The sequence below is a fragment of the Xenorhabdus ehlersii genome (assembly GCF_003610465.1).
Lineage (GTDB): Bacteria > Pseudomonadota > Gammaproteobacteria > Enterobacterales > Enterobacteriaceae > Xenorhabdus > Xenorhabdus ehlersii.
The window spans coordinates 241,744-259,134 of record NZ_RAQI01000004.1 but is presented as its reverse complement, the minus strand read 5'-3'; the positions used below and the strand labels follow the sequence as shown (position 1 = coordinate 259,134).

The following is a 17,391-nucleotide window of genomic DNA, read 5'->3' as shown; positions in this document are numbered from 1 at the left end:
GGTCAAAGGGCGGCAACCGCTTGGCGGCTGCCAACGTTCAGTAGGTTCTGGTAGGTTTTGGTGACGTTATCGACAAAGTCACGGTTTTTGACTAACTTTTTACCGAAAATCGATTCAATTGCCAGTAACGCTTCCACCACATCAACAGAATGACCATATTTGGCAAAAATCGCCGCAAAGGTCTCTTTTAATGGATCACGCACATCAATAGATTGGCCTTGTTCATCCACGCCACTGATATAGCGCATCCAACCCGCCACACCGAGCGCTAAATGGCGATAATCATTTCCCTGCATAAGGTGCCATTCAATGGAATCAAGCATGCGCTGTGGCAATTTCTGGCTGCCATCCATCGCAATTTGCCACGTCTGATGTTTTAACGCTGGGTTAGTGAACCGTTCGATCAATTTATCCGCATAGGCCATTAAATCGATATCTTCTGGCATCGACAGGGTTGGAGCTTGTTCATTCACCATCAGTGCGTACACTGCCCGACGATAATCGGCATTAGTCATCGTATCGGAGATATGGGCATAGCCACCCAAATAACCCAGGTAAGCCAGAAAGGAATGAGCGCCATTTAACATGCGCAATTTCATCATTTCAAATGGCACCACATCGTCCACAAATTGTGCACCGGCCAGATCCCAATCTGGATGCCCATTGACAAAGTTATCTTCAATCACCCATTGACGGAAAGGTTCGCAGGCAATGGCACAGGGATCTTCAACACCCAGCCGTTGGGCAATTTCAGTTAACGTTTCTGGTGTAGCTGCCGGCACAATACGATCCACCATCGTGCAGGGAAACGTCACCTGATTTTCTATCCATTGTGCCAATTTTTCGTCCTGCAAACGCGCCAGACCCAATACGGCCTCACGGGCAACATGTCCATTTTCCCGCACGTTATCGCACGACAAAATTGTCACCGCAGGGAGGCTTCGTTCAAAACGCAATTTTAATGCCGCAGTGATATAGCCGATGGCTGATCTTGGCACTGCGGGATTAGCAATATCTTTAATAATCAATTCATTATTTGGATCTAAACGCCCGGTCGCGGCATCAGTACAATAGCCTTTTTCAGTGATTGTCAAAGAGATGATAGCGATATCAGGATCGGCCATCTTTTCGATAATCGCCTGAACACCGTCAATTAATGGATGCATCCCCTCTTTCATCGAGCCAATAATTTTTAATCTGATTTCTTCCTGCCCTTTTTCTGCGACGGTATAGCGCATGGATTGTTTTTTCAGATTTTCAATCAGTGAAGCATCATTTAGCATCAGGTTAACTTCACAGAATCCCCAATCACTGTCTGTCTGTTCTAATACATAATGTGTATAAAGCGCCTGATGCGCCCGATGAAACGCACCACAGCCTAAATGCACAATACGGGAAGTCAAACGTTCGGTTGTCCAGCGTGGACATGGAACAGAGGTTATCGCATTGACAAGATTTTTTTCCATAATCGACTCACAAATAAGCGGTAATGAGTGACATTCATTCACTACCCTGTAGGGTTCAAGGTCAGAAATTATTTTTGGAAAAATGCACGATGAATACCCAACTCAAGGCCACGAATTTCAGCCAGTCCTTTCAGGCGACCAATTGCCGAATAGCCGGGATTCGTTTTCTTTTTCAAATCATCAAGTATTTGATGACCATGATCAGGCCGCATTGGAATCAGGTGATTTTCACCCGCTGCCAATCGGCGATGTTCTTCTTCGGCAACCGCTTTGATCACTTCATACATATCCACATCACCGGCAAGATGCGCCGCTTCGTGGAACGTGGATGGGTTCTCCTCACGCACGGTTGAACGCAAGTGGAGAAAATAGATACGGGGACCAAATGCTTTGATCATCTGCACCAAATCATTATCCGCCCGCACACCGTAAGATCCGGTGCACATCGTATAACCATTGGCATTACTGTCTACCGTTTCGGCTATCCAATGCATATCCTCTATCGTAGAAACAATGCGTGGCAAGCCTAAGATCTCACGAGGTGGATCATCAGGATGAACAGCCATTTTGATACCAAGTTCTTCCGCAACCGGAATGATCTTTTGCAGGAAATAAGCAAAGTGCTCACGCAATTTGGCCTTATCAATGCCTGTATAACGTTTTAGGTGTTGGCGAAATTGTTCTAAGGTATAGCCTTCCTCTGCACCAGGAAGACCAGCAATGATCGTGTTTGTTAGTTTTTGTTTTTCTTCTTCTGTCATTGAAACAAAACGTGATTGTGCTTGCACAATTTCATCATCGGAATACGCTTTTTCTGCCCCACAGCGTTGCAAAATGTGGATATCAAAAACAGCAAATTCGATTTGATCAAAACGCAGCGCTTTTGAGCCATCAGGTAATTCATATTCGAGATCAGTACGAGTCCAATCCAGAACAGGCATGAAGTTGTAGCATATTGTTTTAATCCCGCAGGCAGCGAGGTTACGCAAGGTTTGTTGATAGTTTTCGATCCATTGATCATACTCCCCAGTATGCGTTTTGATATCTTCATGAATGGGAACACTCTCTACGACTGTCCACTCAAGTTGATTAGCTTCAATCAGTGCCTTACGTTGCTCTATCTCTTCGATAGTCCAGATTCCACCGTTAGGAATATGGTGCAGCGCCGTCACCACCCCTGTTGCTCCAGCCTGACGGATATCCGCTAATGAAACCGGATCTCCAGGCCCATACCAACGCCAAGTTTGTCTCATAATTCCCCCCTATAACTAATTCAAAACTAATTCAGGTAACCATAAACTCAATTGCGGCAGGTATGTCACCAGCGCTAGCGCCGAGATCAGCGCAACATACATCGGCAACAGTGGCTTCAATACCTTATCAATACTCACATCCCCCACAGAGCAACCCACAAATAAAGCGCTGCCGACGGGAGGGGTACAAATCCCAATGGCCAAATTAAATGTCATGATGATGCCAAAATGCACAGGGTCGATACCCATGCTCATCGCAACGGGTAAGAAAATCGGCGTGAAGATCAAAATAGCCGGTGTCATATCCATAAAGATCCCCACAATCAGCAGAATGATATTAATGACTAGCAGAATGGTCAGCGGATTATCAGAAACCGTCATCAACGCATCCGCAATCAGATACGGCAGATCAGCATTGGCCATCGCCCAGGACATACCCATTGATACGCCAATCAGCAGCAAAACAATCGATGTGGTCACCGCAGAATCAAGAATAATTTGGGGCAGTTGTTTGAAACTCACTTCACGATAAACAATCACTGCGAGAATAAAACTGTAGAGAACGGCAATGGCTGATGCTTCTGTCGCTGTGAAGATCCCCGCAATAATCCCGCCCATGATCACTACAATCAGCATTAATGACGGTATTGCTTTCCACGCTGTAGCAAAAAATTCGCTCCATGTTGGCCGAGGTGCAACAGGATAACGTTTCCTCTTGGCAATAATGGCAGACACAATCATGAGTGAAATTCCCATCATAATGCCAGGGATATAACCCGCTAAGAACAAGGCAGCAATAGAAGTCCCTCCTGAGACTAACGAGTACACAATCAAGGTATTGCTGGGTGGGATCAGCAAACCTGAAGGGCAAGAAGCGATGTTCACGGCAGCAGATAACTCAGGGTCGTACCCTTCTTTTCGCTGCATCGGCGCCATTGTCCCCCCGACGGCAGCCGCGGACGCCACTGCCGAGCCTGAAATTGCCCCAAACAGCATGTTCGCCATAATATTGACGTGCATTAATGATCCCGGCAAACGACCGCCAATCATTTTAGCCAGATTGATCAAACGCGCTGCTATCCCGCCCTGGTTCATAATATTTCCGGCCAGGATAAAAAACGGGATCGCCAATAAAGAGAAATTATCAACACCCGCAGCCATACGTTGTGCAACAACCGTGATTGCAGATTCCAGCGGCAATGTCATCGTAATAGCGACTAACGAAGATAAGCCGATTGCAAAAGAAACGGGAACACTCAATGCCAATAATATTGCAAATGTGCCAAAGAGTGCGGCAATGGTAGACCAATCCATACTCTAACCTCCACAATTTAATAATTTTCAGGCACAACGGGTGGTTGACCAGAAAAATGCTGAACAATCGAGATCACATCAACGAGCGCATAGAAAATCATCAATAATCCGCTAATCGGCAAACATAAATAGATGTATCCCATCTTCCAGCCTAATACCGGTGTGATTTGACCATTTTCCAATGTCGATGAAACAAGCAGGCTGCCACCATAAAGCAGCACAATGGAAGAAAATAAAATAATTGTTGCCTGAATAATCAGGCCGATAATACTTTTCTTGACTCCGGTTAATTTCATCATCAGCAGATCGATAGCAAGATGACGATGCTGTCCGGTGGTATAGGCAGCGCCAATCATTGCGACCCACATAAACAGATAACGTGCTAACTCATCGGTCTCCGTGCTCGGTGCATCTAAGACATAACGTGAAATGACCTGCCACGACACACATAAAACCAGAAAGGCCAGCAGGCAGATGGTAAAAAATGCCAAACTTTTATTGGTCATCGCTACAAGGTTTTTCATTTATCCGATTCCTGTCATTTTGGTTTACCAATTAAAATCCACACAGGAATTAGAATCTATACTGATCGTACTAAAAACGTTGAAATAACTCCCTGAAAAAGGGTGAGATAGATCACAAACACAAAAGGTCAACCAATTATGCTGTTTTTTGCGATTCAGATCGACCAATCGGATTTTACCCTTTGCCCAATCAGTGAGATCTGATTATGGTTTGTCCACAGAAAATCATAAAAACCTACATTCACCTCTGGAGAACCAAACATGCAGAACAACAAACGACAGGTTTTAGGTATAGCAGGCATAGCGGCGGGCGTAATGTTTATGCTGGGAACATCCCAGGCTTTCGCCGTAACAACCCTGAAACTCAGCCATAACCAGAACCGAGACCATGCTGTCCATAAAGCCATGACCGAGTTCGCTAACGAAGTGAAAGAAAAAACCAACGGGGAAGTCCGTATCCGTATCTATTCTGATTCTCAATTGGGCAACCAACGTGAATCTATCGAATTGATGCAAAACGGTGCTCTGGATATTGCTAAATCCAATGCGGCAGAATTAGAAGCCTTCTCTCCGGCGTATTCCATTTTTAACCTGCCCTATTTATTCCGCGATAAAGCGCACTATCAACAAGTCATTAATAGCGATATTGGTAAAGAAATCCTCGATTCAAGCCAAAACATGGGGTTTATTGGTCTCACTTACTATGATGCGGGTGCACGCAGTTTTTATGCGAAAAAACCGATTAGAACGCCTGAAGACCTAAAAGGTTTGAAAATTCGCGTACAACCCAGCCCAACGGCAATTGCGATGGTGAAAGGGCTGGAAGGAAGCCCAACGCCGTTAGCTTACGGTGAACTCTATACCGCATTGCAACAGGGGGTTGTAGATGCAGCGGAGAACAACATTACTTCTTTTACGCTAAGCCGCCATAGCGAGGTGACAAAGTTCTTTTCCCTGGATGAACATACGATGATCCCTGATGTGCTGTTAATATCGAACAAATCGTTGAATAAATTAACCACTGAACAACAAGATATTGTGAAAAAAGCGGCACTAAACTCCTCAAAATATATGATTCAACTGTGGGAAAAATCAGAAAAGGAAGAGCGTGCTAAAGCAGAAAAACAAGGGGTTAAATTTATTGTCGTGGATAAAACCCTCTTTCAAAACGCGGTTAAACCCATGTATGCCGATATTGCAAAAACCCAACCGGAGTTATTCGAAATGGTAAATCGAGTGCGTAAAGTAGAATAATTTTCTCTCAAAACCACCTATTGTAACAAGAATAGGTGGTTATATTTCTGGCATTGATGTCTTAGAATAACATCATTTTTAGTCGTTTCATTTAAGTATATTACCTTACGGCGGCATTAAATGATGAACTTTGCAGACTCCAGGCGTCCCTATCACGAAGTAGCCCAATCATTACGTCAGATGATTATAGAGATGGATTATTCTCCTGGTGATCGTCTCCCGACAGAACGAGAAATTGCAGAAAAATTCAGCGTTTCGCGTACTCTTATTCGTGAAGCGTTAATTGTACTGGAGTTGGAAAACCTCATTGAAGTACGCAAAAGCTCAGGTATTTATCTCATCCGCCTGCCGCACTCTTGTTCAAGCGATACAACCCTTAATGCCGCAGGGCCTTTTGAGTTATTACAAGCGCGCCAATTATTGGAAAGTAATATCGCTGAGTTTGCAGCACTCCAGGTGACTCCGGTCGATATTGCCAATATGCGCAACGCATTGGAAAAAGAGAAAAAAGATCTAATTTCGGGAGAAAGTGAATCCGGTGACAGGGAGTTTCATTTAGCCATCGCGCAGGCAACGCATAACAGTATGTTAGTTGAATTGCTTAAACAATCCTGGGCATGGCGTGAGAATAACCCTATGTGGATCAAGTTACATAGCCGAATTACCAATACCGACTATCGTAAAGCGTGGTTGAATGATCATCAGGCAATTTTGGCAGCGATGATCAAAAAAGATCCCGCAGCAGCGAAACAAACGATGTGGCAACATTTAGAAAATGTGAAACAGAGTTTACTTGAATTATCAGATGTGGATGATCCTAATTTCGATGGGTATTTGTTTGAGTCGTATCCGGTTGGTATTGGGAAGTGAGTTTTTGACGCTGAGCTGGCTGAAAATCTCAAGACCTCGGGAGATTTAAGCCAGTTCTTCCTCTTTATCAAAAAACTGACTGTTGAAACAGCTCTTAAGGCTGAACTGGCAACCTCTCAGTCGAATAAGTTGTCAGTGATTATCTATTTGCTGCATCTTTTCTTCCCATGTTCACCTTGAAAAGGTTTTCACACCGCTTATTCCATATACCCATATTTTTTAGAATTTGTCTTGCGTCTTCTCTTTCTTGGATTGTTGGTAAAGATATTTTATTTCCATGTATAGGTCATGACATCAATTTATTGACTCATGTATAGTCTGTCTATTTGGAGAACATTCAGATGGCAAAGACTGATGTGACCTGCCCATCTTGTGGTGCAGTTAAAGGGATCCACCGTAATGGGCGTTCTCGCTCTGGTCATCAACGTTATCTTTGCCAGTCCTGCCGTCATTCTTGGCAACGGGAATTCACTTATGCCGCTTGTCGTCCCGGGAAACCCAAATCGATAACAGAAGCCATTGCTCCCGGCACTGAAGTAGACGGAAAGTGATCGCCCACGTTTTTGGCCCAAGAACAAAGAAGACATTTGTGCGTCTGATGGCGCTACTGGCTCCCTTCAACATTGTGATCTACATGACCGATGGCTGGAGAAGCTATGAAAAAACACTGGCGGGGAACTGCATGTGGTCAGTAAGCGTGATACACAACGCATAGAGAGACATAATCTGAATCTTCGTCAACATTTAGCAAGACTGGCTCGCAAAACGTTGTCTTTTTCAAAATCCATCGAAATACATGACAGGGTCATAGGGTATTATTTAAACATTCATCACTATCAATAAATTGGTATCATGACCTAGAGGCGATTAACGTACAATGTTTCACTACACCGAATATTTCTTCAAATGGAGGTGATGAGGCAGGCGGTAAGGCGTACCGCTTTTCTCTCCGTCGAGATAGCCCCATCGAATAACATTGTGCTATAGCTGGTGGTTTTTGTCCAAATTCTGATAGTGCTGGGATGGAACAATTAAGCCTAATCAAATGGTTATGGGTAGGCTGGCTATATGACTTTTTGATTATTATTGACTTACACCAATGGTGGAAGTTGAACGACCTGAGGTATTGCCGAGGAATGTCTAACTAACTGAATTGGCTTAATTCCGTTTAGTAGACGGAATCACGTTGCTGGTGGGGTTACGAGCAAGGTATAACTATATAGCTTGGCGTCTATGCACGATCATGGCTTCTAGATTGATACAATTGGAACACTAAAATGGAATTACATGGCCTCACCATCGTCCCTATTCCCCAACGATTAGGCCAATAGCTTTCTTGAAACCATGTTATAAAATTTTGACGCGTCGGGAAATGGACGCAACCAAAATTGGGGTCGAAACAATCAACTCCCTGGGCAGTTACAGCTAGGCCAATAGCATGATTTTCATACGCTAAAGCTTCATAACCTTCATGGATAGTAGCTAAATTTTTTACAAAATTGTCTCCCTCATAACGGCTGGCATGCATAGTAAATAATCCGTTTTCACGCAGAAATTTCAGGTGATCTATGCTTTGAGCTTTAAGGTTTTCAACTATTTTTATATAGCTAGGTAGTCTTATATTTCCTGGGAATAAGTGGGACTTTCCTAATTTGTGCATCTTTACCCAAGCCATTACCAAACTACTACAGGCCCCATTTTGCATAGTCGAAGAGAACTTAAGGGGAAAATTCAGAGTTTGATTGAAGCGAAATATCCAATTTCCTCCAAATCTATCAGCATCTAATAACGACATCTTTAAATATTCCCCATGCACTATGAGCTTAGTTTGCGTCAAAAAGGTTAAGGGTAAAAATATGTTAAAAACAGAGTATACGGGTTTTACCTAATGTAAAGGGTTTTAAAAGGAGTTTTAGTAAAGATTCTGAACAGGCTCTATATTACAGTGAATTAGGTCGATTCCGGTAAAACGCCGGAATTAAATCTAACCCATTGATATTCTCAGAAACCTGCAATGCAGGAAGCTGGGCGATGTGCTTTTCTGCATATCGGTTCAAACTCGGCGTTTCGCAGTATTTGGACTTTATCAATTGGTTATAGAGACTGTGTCTAGCCCTATAAAGAGCTTTACATTGCCCGTAATGCCTGAGTTTTACCCCTATGAGCTGGTGGAAGTGATCGGATTAATCAAAGGCGGAATTCCGCCTTAGCTAACTGGCCTAATTTGTCCAGTTAACGTTATTTGCGAGTCAGTAATACTGACGTACAACCGCCACATTTGGCAGTAGCCGTTCGCGCGGGTATACGGGCAATGGGTAGGCTTTCTACTATTGGACGCTCAATGCTGAACTGGACAAATTCGCCCTGTTACCGTGGAAGCCATAGATTAGGTCAAGTTCTAATGGTTCGTCCAAAACCTCCAGACACCTAAGAATAAAACTTTCAGCCACCAGCATTTGCTTTCTGACTTCGCTTTCACTGAGCTTGAACTTGCGGCCAATCGCACGTTTAGACATGCCGCTAACGTAGTGGTGCTCGATAAAATCACACTCCTGAGCCATACCAACATTGCGCAGCTTAACAACACAGCCATCTATGATCATGCCGTCCTCGTCACTGCACGATAGCGTGTTATTACCGGTATAAGTCACAGCATTTTGGATGAAAGTGGTTTTGCTCAATCGATGCCACGTAAACATGGATATTCGGAAAAAGGGTTACGCTGTTTTGGTATGCATGATTGGCACGCAAAAGGCCGTATCAACGTCATTGGTGCCATTCTCGAAAATACCTTCGTCACCTTAAGCTTATTTACCGAGAATATTAATGCCGATGTTTTTTATGCGTGGATGACGCAAGATTTGCTGCCAAAGCTTCCACACGGCGCCGTGATAGTGATGGATAATGCGCCTTTCCATAAACGGAATGACACGATACAAGCGATAGCAGACAGCAGATGTCAACTGGAATGGCTTCCCGCTTATAGTCCGGATTTGAATCCTATAGAACACAAATGGGGCGGAGCAAAAGCGATAAGGAGGCAAAAAAGATGTTCAGTTGATGCGTTGTTTACGGAGTATATTGAGTATGTCATGTTATGTTGATTTTGCTATATTATCCCGACAGTCTGGATACAGAATTGAATTTCGAAAAACTGATGGAAAAAGAGTACAAAGTCATTGTACGGAAAGGACATCCCAAAGCGAATGCCACTTCTTTGAAGGAATTAACCACCAATCTTTAGTGTTACATGTGAAACATTGATGTCTTGCATGAGCTTAGTTGCCGAAAGTGATTTTTTAACGATTGTGGCGACAGATGTGGTTAATGAGGCTCTATTTGATCAGCAATTTGTCGCTTTAAACCTTAGAGAACAATTGCCGTTTGCGACTTTTGGACTTATTCAACGCAGGGATACAAAATTAACTCCCGCAGGAGAACATTTAGCGAGGCTTTTTCGGATGTATTGTCGTGATTAATTTTTTATTGCATCTGCTACATCAGCAAATAATTCTGTTAGTTTATCCATTTAATATACTTTTCCCACATGATGAAAATAATTTATATAAGTAACTACCGAATAAGTTCCCACTTATCAAATTGTTCCTTAATTTCTTTAATGGATGTCAATTTGATCTTGGGTGTGGTTAATTGTTCAAACAAGGCTGCATAACGTTTTCTGCTCTTTGGTGTGACAGCAGCAATATGATGGATCATTTTCCATTTGATACTATCCCTATTACCTTCCAGACCACCATAGCGATTGCGTTGGAATAGTGTCCTATTTACATAACGGAACAGGCTTGAGGGTGTTGAGACATCCAATAAAATCACCCCGGTTGCTCTGGATAACCGTTGTGGTAAACATTTTCTATAATTCCCATCTATCACCCAACTCTCTTCTTCTATTGCCATATCATGCAATGAGATGAATTCATCTACAGAACGTTCCTGCCAGTCAGTATTGGGTAAATGAAAAAGCTGATCCAGATGAATGACCTTCAAGTTACATTTCTTTGAGATAGCATTAGCAAGTGTAGATTTACCGCTATTTGAAGGCCCTATAATGCAAATTCTACTGCCTAAATCTGAAAGTTTCATTACATCCCCCCAGTAGTAATAGCACCAATTTTTGTTATCGAGATGAGAGCACACGCCCACTTACATTAATGAAGCTATGGTATGAGTAAACTCATAATGATATTGATGACCAGAATTCTTAGAGAAGCTTTGCAATACGTGAATTTCAGACATAAAAAAGACGCTTATTTTTATTTAGCGTCTTAATTTATATGGTGAAGGCCGGACTCGAATCGGGGCAAGAGTTACCTGGGAAGATGCTCACCATCGAGCATATCTCTGGCGCTATGCATCAATCACATCCAATGCAGTTTTGCGAAAACAGGCATAGGCATCTTCCCATGAAACGTGGCTTTCACCGAATACCATTGGTGTGACGAACTGCAGATACCGTTCCTTATAAACAGGGTTGCTCAGGAGTTCTTCCAGTCCCATTTTTAGTTCTTCGACAGGCGACTCGCAGAATTCTGGATACTGAGCACCGTAACGTTCAATATCCTGTTCAATGCATTCCTGCACGAATTGCTTTAAAACAGGAACATCAGTACCTTTTTCTCTAACAATACAAAAATTATCGTAGATATGACGTACCAGTGATTCATCCACTACACGTTCCACATCACGCATACTTGCAGCCGTTCTGCGCATCATCGAGATCAGTTTTTCAGCCTGCGTGCTGCCGATAGTTGCGCAAGGGAAAGCCCTCACGGCTTCGCCCTTCTTTGTTAGATCCATTACTAATGAGCTAATAGCACGGTTTTCCGCAGCCTCAAGCAAATCCGTTTCCATTAGTTCCAGTTTGATAAATGGCCTTAAGCAGGGAATTTGTGCATATTCCTGCGGATAGCGCACTGGAATTTCATTATAGCGATATTCATCACGAGTAACCTTTGGGTACTCTTCATCCATGCGAAACGTACCTGAGGCTGCAATCGTTTCGATAATGGTCTGAATAATACCCTTACGAATGTTTTTACGCTGCCCTCTGGAATATTGCTGGGAAAAACCGGCGACAGGGACAAGCTTAATGTCCATATCTTCCGACATCCTGTTCAAAGATATACCCGCTTTTGACAATGCTGTTCCACCGGCAAAAACCAGCTGATGCGTATCAAAGTCCAGAGGCTGGAGCAATCGCAATAACTCAACGATGTAATAATCTTTTTCTACAATTGCAACAGATTCAATGCCAAGTGCATCGGCAATGTCCGGGAATAGCTTTGTTAAATCATCCATTTAATTTGCTATTCCCTACTGACAATGTTCTCTTAAAACGTGGTGAGGTTTTGATTTCCAGTGACGCAGGGATCTGGGTGGATTTACCGCTATTATAGGCGCTTGTTGCTCCTACCAGGCGGTAATCAACTTTCAGACGTTCCAACGCCTCAATCACTACCGCAGCAGAACCTCCGGGAGCAGCAGGCATTAGCTTACCGGTAATCGCATTTTGCCGCGCTTTGGTATAGACGCCATAGCCTACTTTCAGCAGTTGCCCTTCCTTCACCAGTTCACGCAGTGCTCTGCCAATTTGATCGTAACCAGCAAGATCTTTGAAATCGTCACGAGTGAAAACATAACGCTTTGAGCGTTTCAGCCGTGACTGAATACGGGCTTTTGTGGTCATGTTATCCTCCTTTGGTCGTTTCTTCATCATAGCAAACATACGACACTTTTAACAGCAAACATACGACACCTAACTTACCCCGCAGCCAGCATTCCCGGATAGTGTCTAGCGATGATGTCATTCATCCGCTCAATCAACTCCAGACGCTTAAAGGTTATGTGCGCAGTGCCCTTCTGAAAGTAACGGATACTGAAGAAATCATCTTCGTAAGCATCCTTCGAAGGGTTGTCCCGAATGTGATCCATCAGCCGAGTGTTGTGCTTTAATAAATTCGGACACTTTGGTAAAGGAATAGAATGACTTTAATTAAGGTGTCTTTATGAAACGAAAATCACCCCAAAAATTTACCGATAACTTTAAAAGAGAAGCGGTCAATCTGGTTGTTGAACAGAGCTATACAGTCCCACAGGCAGCTGAAACCTTAGGTATTCCAACAAAACTCCTGTATACGTGGCGGAAACATTATGTTGAGCAATCTAAACCCAGTGCTTTAACCCCCGATGAGCGACAGGAGTTGTTGCAGCTTCGTAAAGAAAATAAACAGCTGAAAATGGAGAAGGAGATCTTAAAGAAGGCGAGCGCCTTCTTTGCGAGAGAACTGCTGTAAGATGTTAGTTCATAAAAGAACATGCAGAGCAATTTCCCATTTGCCAATTATGTCGCGTGATGAAAGTCAGTCGTTCCACGTTTTATGCCTGGCAGGCAAAACCCGTTCGGTTACTTTCTGATGAGCAACAAGCATTACACCGAAAAGCGACGGCGCTTTTTAAAGAAAGCCGGGAAAATTTAGGCTATCGGATGTTGGCGAAAAAATTACGCAAAGAAGGCTTTACCATCAGTGACTATCGAACCCGAAAGCTCATGAATCAGCTCGGATTATCCGTCAGACAGCGGCAGCGCTACCGGGCTCCGCGCAAAGGTAAAGCGATATCAACAGCCTGTAATCTACTTAACCGGAACTTTAATCCGTTGGCACCGAATGAAGTTTGGGCAGGAGATATCACCTATTTGAAGACGCCCGAAGGTTGGTTATATCTGGCTATTGTGATGGATTTGTACTCACGTCGGATAGTGGGATGGCAGATCTCAACGGAAATAGATACGACCTTGATCAGCCAGGCCTTAATGAAAGCGTATCACTTACGTCAGCCGTCACAAGGCTGTGTTTTTCATAGTGATAGAGGGAGCCAATATACAAGCCAGCAAGACCGGGATTTGCTCAGCAGTGATGACATGAGAGCAAGCCAGGGGGATGTCGGGGCGTGTTGGGATAACGCTGTTGTCGAACGTTTCTTTGGCAGTTTGAAACATGATTGGCTCTTCAAAACCCATCATGAAAACCAGGCAGAGATGAAAAAAGATGTATTGGATTATCTGCATTATTACAATTTAACACGATTGCACACGGCCAATAATGATTTAACACCCGTGGAATATGAAATGGCCTTCGTAAAAGTGTCCGATTTTTCTTGAGCAGAACACACTGCTGATCCCCCCTGTGGTGGCACTCCAGCAGATAGCCTCCCGATCACAGCAGTCCAGACTGAACACCACGAGTACCACTTCCCGGTTCCAGCAGCGGATTTCAAAGCCGTCAGAGCACCACCGGGTAGGGTGAACCAGCAAAACCATACCTTCGCCGTCAGTCAGCTTATAGGCTTTTGCTTCAGGCTTAGCCGAACGAACTTTCACATCACTCAAAGCCATGATGAGTATCCTTTCAAGGGTTCTGTGTGGGTACAAACATTATCGAACCGCGATATACCCGCAGTTGTACCCGCATCAGTAAGTTGATGTAGATTGAATCAGGTTGACTTAGGTTGAGTGAAAAAGCGAGGAAAGCCTTGCGGATACTGGATTTCAGGCACAAAAAAAGACGTCCGTTGACGTCTATTGATGTTCCGATGGTGCGAAGGCCGGACTCGCAAACTAATATAATTAATTGAAATTAAATAAATTATTAAAAATAAATTTTCGAAATGCCCCATTTTATGCCCCATATTTATTTTACTCCTTTTACTTGTTCATGTATTTGATTTTAATATATTTTTATGAATACATTGGTATAAGAGTGAAGTTAAAAAAGCCATGAGGTTTAAATTGATCTGTCATCTCACTCTCAGGGCTTTGTATAAAAATTTATCATTTTCACAAAGTTGATCACAAGTTGAAACGGGTTATTCCTGTGGTTTGTCTCGAACCTTACGTTCAATCAATCGACCCTGCTTATCAAAATAACGGCTAGGCCAGATTTCTGAGGGGTGAATACCGAGATAGTTAGCGATTATCCACTCACCTTTAGGCCATTGCCTACTGAGTGCGTTTGCTAATGTTGATGAGCTGAGTCCTGCTTCACGAGAAATAGCCGCTAAGGTTGTACCACGTTTACGTAATGCTGCGATGATATCGGCCTGATGCCAGTCATTTTGAACATTGTTGTTATTCATTCCTGTTACCCCTTCCATTAATTAATATTGATGGTGGTGATTCAAGGCAGGGTTAGCAGACTGGGTTCACACCAGCGAGGCCGAAGCCTCCCCTACCTGAATCACCATTGAAAGGGTGAACGCAGGCGCACTGGCAGAAACATCCTACCAGTGTCAGTGAACACAAGGCTGCTAAACCTTGACCATTGGATTGAGCCAATGGCTGGAATACTTTAACTGATTGTATTATTGGACTCAATAACCGAACGACTAAGTTTAACGGTTATAAACACGTTCGACATAACGCCCAGCGTTTCGAATATGGTCAATTCTTTAATCAACCAGCTCTACTATATCTAACAACATGCAATCTCTGGCGCGCGATCATTCCGGCAAAACAGAAAATACCTGTCTTGCCCTTGATCGATATCTGTGCGCCAGAGTGAACGCAAGTTGAGGTATTGCGGGGTATCGGTTGAGTACACAGTACTGCCGCCTGTATTAACAGGTCATCCCCACCGGCTAAAAGCCAGCCTCGATATCGTCAAGTTCTCCTTTTGGTACTTTTTCAATCTATAAAATGTAGTGTCAGATTCACTGTGTGGTTAAGCAGGCATTAGCCTGTCAGGGTTGTGATGTTCTTTGGCTACAGCGTCACTTTCAGCGGTAAACCTGCAAAAAGTGACGCCTTGAGTTCCGTAAACAGTCAGTAAAAGCTGTGCGAGCATTGGAATGCTCGCGGGGCACAGCAAAACGCCGCAAGGTTAAATGTCAAATGGTAGTAATGAGTTAAATGTTTAGGTGTAAAAAATTTATCTGATGAATAATTCAAACAGAGATAGTAGGAAGTATGAATCGGATGTACGAAATCCATCCTGTTATTTATTGAAGATAAAGGAAAATATGCTTTGTGTTGATATGAAAGATAAGTGCATGATCTAATGTTCACTACACTTGATTAGCAATATAAAAACACCTTTTGGGTGTATTTTTCGTTTAAGAAACCTTCATCGCCAGACGGTGGTTTAAGTGTCTGACAATATCTGCTTCCAAAGGTGTGCAGATGTACCACAATTCTTGCTCTCCCTTTCAGGCTACAGGAGTTAATGAGATGGTCTTCCCCACCTTGTGAACCATACTCTTTATAGAGTATTTTTTCTGGAGAGTCCATCATGCAAAACGTCACCCTTATTGGTATCGATCTCGGCAAGCATTCTTTCCATATCCATTGTCAGGACAAATTCGGCAAGACTATGCTGCGTAAAAAATTTACCCGCCCAAAATTAATGGAATTTTTAGCTGGGTGTACATCGACTACCGTCGTGATGGAAGCTTGTGCGGGTGCACATTTTCTGGCTCGTCGGATCGCTGATTTAGGCCATGATGCGAAGCTGATATCTCCGCAGTTTGTTCGTCCTTTTGTCAAAAGTAACAAAAATGATTTCGTTGATGCAGAGGCGATATGTGAAGCGGCATCACGCCCCTCAATGCGTTTTGTCCAGCCGAGAACGGAGACGCAACAGGCGATGAGAGCACTGCATCGTGTCAGAGAATCACTCATCAAAGATAAGGTAAAGACCACTAACCAAATGCACGCCTTTTTGCTGGAGTTTGGTATCAGTCTGCCAAAAGGCGAGGCGGTCATTAAACGGTTATCTCTGGTTCTGGCAGAACACGACGTGCCCGATTATCTGAGCCGTTTACTGATGAAATTACATGCCCACTACCTTTATCTTGTCGAGCAAATAACCACGTTGGAATTAGAATTAAAACAGTCCATCAAAGCGGACGATGCGACTCAACGCATGATGACAATACCGGGGGTAGGACCCATTACCGCCAGCCTACTTTCATCCCAGCTTGGTGACGGAAAACAATTTTCATGCAGCCGGGATTTTGCGGCTTCGATGGGGCTTGTTCCCCGACAATACAGTACAGGGGGAAAACCGACTCTGCTGGGTATCAGCAAACGCGGCAACAAAAATTTGCGCCGATTGCTGGTTCAATGCGCCCGGGCGTTTATGATGCGGCTTGAGCATCAGCATGGGAGACTTGCCGAGTGGGTTCAGGCACAACTGAGCAAGAAACATTCGAATGTGGTTGCCTGTGCATTGGCTAATAAGCTGGCAAGAATAGCCTGGGCAATCACTACTCGACAAAATGAGTATCAGGCCTAATAGAGGCTGGCTGATTCAATAACTTGATGATTAAACAGTGAAATACACGTTACCTATCTGGTTTTGCGAAGACTGATTATTGATGACATGAACGGCCAATCGGCCTGATGAATAACCTAAGAAACAAAATGGCTCATTGAAGCCGGGGAGTTTTTAAGGTTCATCAGGCGCAGAACTCATCGTGGCGCGGGTATCCATACTCATAGAGACGCCGGATAGATTTAAGCAAGCCAACCATACATCAAAATGAGTGTTGCAAAAACGGGGAAGACCATAGATTTTGTTGCCATTACAGCTATATGGCCATCTATGATGGCGAGTAAACCAATTCAGACTAGACGTTTTTTTCAGTTATGGCAACAAGAAACGGGTAGTTTGAACAATAAAAACTATATCTATTCTT

Annotated in this window: 16 protein-coding genes and 4 pseudogenes; 8 read left to right on the top strand and 12 right to left on the bottom strand. The window is 43.5% G+C overall.

Features of this window, described 5'->3' with window-relative positions; genetic code table 11:
- Positions 1-2: 2 nt before the first annotated feature.
- The 4 genes from BDE27_RS14115 to BDE27_RS14100 all read right to left on the bottom strand — a co-directional run bounded on the left by BDE27_RS14115 (position 3) and on the right by BDE27_RS14100 (position 4,557).
- Positions 3-1,466 carry a fructuronate reductase gene (locus tag BDE27_RS14115; RefSeq protein ID WP_099132990.1) on the bottom strand — a complete coding sequence of 488 codons (1,464 nt, stop codon included), beginning with the start codon at positions 1,464-1,466 and terminating at the stop codon, positions 3-5.
- 68 nt (positions 1,467-1,534) lie between these two features.
- Entirely contained in the window at positions 1,535-2,719 is a 1,185-nt protein-coding gene (uxuA, locus tag BDE27_RS14110; protein WP_099132989.1) for a mannonate dehydratase, read from the bottom strand.
- A 15-nt stretch (positions 2,720-2,734) separates the two neighbouring features.
- Positions 2,735-4,033 (bottom strand): TRAP transporter large permease, encoded by a 1,299-nt coding sequence (locus BDE27_RS14105; protein ID WP_099132988.1) that lies wholly within the window; start codon positions 4,031-4,033, stop codon positions 2,735-2,737.
- A 17-nt stretch (positions 4,034-4,050) separates the two neighbouring features.
- Entirely contained in the window at positions 4,051-4,557 is a 507-nt protein-coding gene (locus tag BDE27_RS14100; protein WP_099132987.1) for a TRAP transporter small permease, read from the bottom strand.
- A gap of 261 nt (positions 4,558-4,818) precedes the next feature.
- On the opposite strand from BDE27_RS14100, the gene BDE27_RS14095 reads away from it, so the two are divergent.
- The 3 genes and pseudogenes from BDE27_RS14095 (at position 4,819) to BDE27_RS14085 (ending at position 7,524) form a co-directional block, all read left to right on the top strand.
- Positions 4,819-5,811: a TRAP transporter substrate-binding protein gene (locus BDE27_RS14095; protein ID WP_099132986.1), complete on the top strand. Its 993-nt coding sequence runs from the start codon at positions 4,819-4,821 to the stop codon at positions 5,809-5,811.
- Positions 5,812-5,931: 120 nt separating this feature from the next.
- The gene (locus tag BDE27_RS14090) at positions 5,932-6,681 is read left to right on the top strand and encodes an FCD domain-containing protein (protein WP_099132985.1); all 750 of its coding nucleotides are present in this window, start codon (positions 5,932-5,934) and stop codon (positions 6,679-6,681) included.
- 341 nt (positions 6,682-7,022) lie between these two features.
- A pseudogene (locus tag BDE27_RS14085) lies at positions 7,023-7,524 on the top strand (IS1 family transposase).
- A gap of 388 nt (positions 7,525-7,912) precedes the next feature.
- Here BDE27_RS14085 and BDE27_RS14080 read toward each other — a convergent pair.
- Positions 7,913-8,476, bottom strand: coding sequence for a YopT-type cysteine protease domain-containing protein (locus BDE27_RS14080; RefSeq protein ID WP_099132984.1), 564 nt, complete (start codon positions 8,474-8,476; stop codon positions 7,913-7,915).
- A gap of 532 nt (positions 8,477-9,008) precedes the next feature.
- Positions 9,009-9,362 carry an antiterminator Q family protein gene (locus BDE27_RS14075; protein WP_244208798.1) on the bottom strand — a complete coding sequence of 118 codons (354 nt, stop codon included), beginning with the start codon at positions 9,360-9,362 and terminating at the stop codon, positions 9,009-9,011.
- A gap of 3 nt (positions 9,363-9,365) precedes the next feature.
- Between BDE27_RS14075 and BDE27_RS14070 the strand changes: the two genes are divergently transcribed.
- The 3 genes from BDE27_RS14070 to BDE27_RS20520 are packed head-to-tail and all read left to right on the top strand — an operon-like array spanning position 9,366 to position 10,160.
- Entirely contained in the window at positions 9,366-9,785 is a 420-nt protein-coding gene (locus BDE27_RS14070; RefSeq protein WP_244208797.1) for a transposase, read from the top strand.
- Complete coding sequence (locus tag BDE27_RS20525) at positions 9,779-9,925, top strand: hypothetical protein (RefSeq protein ID WP_370588270.1); 147 nt, start codon at positions 9,779-9,781, stop codon at positions 9,923-9,925. Before BDE27_RS14070 ends, BDE27_RS20525 begins: the two co-directional genes overlap by 7 nt.
- Positions 9,926-9,953: 28 nt before the next feature.
- The gene (locus BDE27_RS20520; protein WP_370588269.1) at positions 9,954-10,160 is read left to right on the top strand and encodes a hypothetical protein; all 207 of its coding nucleotides are present in this window, start codon (positions 9,954-9,956) and stop codon (positions 10,158-10,160) included.
- Positions 10,161-10,254: 94 nt separating this feature from the next.
- Here the strand turns inward: BDE27_RS20520 and BDE27_RS14060 are convergent, their stop codons facing one another.
- From BDE27_RS14060 to BDE27_RS14045, 4 genes and pseudogenes are all read right to left on the bottom strand, one after another.
- Positions 10,255-10,782: a GTPase gene (locus BDE27_RS14060; protein WP_099132982.1), complete on the bottom strand. Its 528-nt coding sequence runs from the start codon at positions 10,780-10,782 to the stop codon at positions 10,255-10,257.
- Between the two features lie 264 nt (positions 10,783-11,046).
- Complete coding sequence (locus BDE27_RS14055; RefSeq protein WP_099132981.1) at positions 11,047-11,997, bottom strand: nucleotidyl transferase AbiEii/AbiGii toxin family protein; 951 nt, start codon at positions 11,995-11,997, stop codon at positions 11,047-11,049.
- Entirely contained in the window at positions 11,990-12,385 is a 396-nt protein-coding gene (locus BDE27_RS14050) for a DUF6088 family protein (RefSeq protein ID WP_042527235.1), read from the bottom strand. Before BDE27_RS14050 ends, BDE27_RS14055 begins: the two co-directional genes overlap by 8 nt.
- Before the next feature lie 74 nt (positions 12,386-12,459).
- A pseudogene (locus BDE27_RS14045) lies at positions 12,460-12,639 on the bottom strand (DUF4942 domain-containing protein); the annotation flags it as partial.
- Between the two features lie 65 nt (positions 12,640-12,704).
- Here BDE27_RS14045 and BDE27_RS14040 point away from each other — a divergent pair.
- Positions 12,705-13,858: pseudogene (locus BDE27_RS14040) on the top strand (IS3 family transposase).
- Positions 13,859-13,870: 12 nt separating this feature from the next.
- On the opposite strand, the pseudogene BDE27_RS20515 reads toward BDE27_RS14040, so the two are convergent.
- Positions 13,871-13,999: pseudogene (locus BDE27_RS20515) on the bottom strand (IS3 family transposase); the annotation flags it as partial.
- A gap of 563 nt (positions 14,000-14,562) precedes the next feature.
- Positions 14,563-14,832 carry a helix-turn-helix domain-containing protein gene (locus tag BDE27_RS14030; protein ID WP_038215449.1) on the bottom strand — a complete coding sequence of 90 codons (270 nt, stop codon included), beginning with the start codon at positions 14,830-14,832 and terminating at the stop codon, positions 14,563-14,565.
- A 1,151-nt stretch (positions 14,833-15,983) separates the two neighbouring features.
- Between BDE27_RS14030 and BDE27_RS14020 the strand changes: the two genes are divergently transcribed.
- Positions 15,984-16,988, top strand: coding sequence for an IS110 family RNA-guided transposase (locus BDE27_RS14020; RefSeq protein ID WP_099134140.1), 1,005 nt, complete (start codon positions 15,984-15,986; stop codon positions 16,986-16,988).
- Positions 16,989-17,391: the final 403 nt, after the last annotated feature.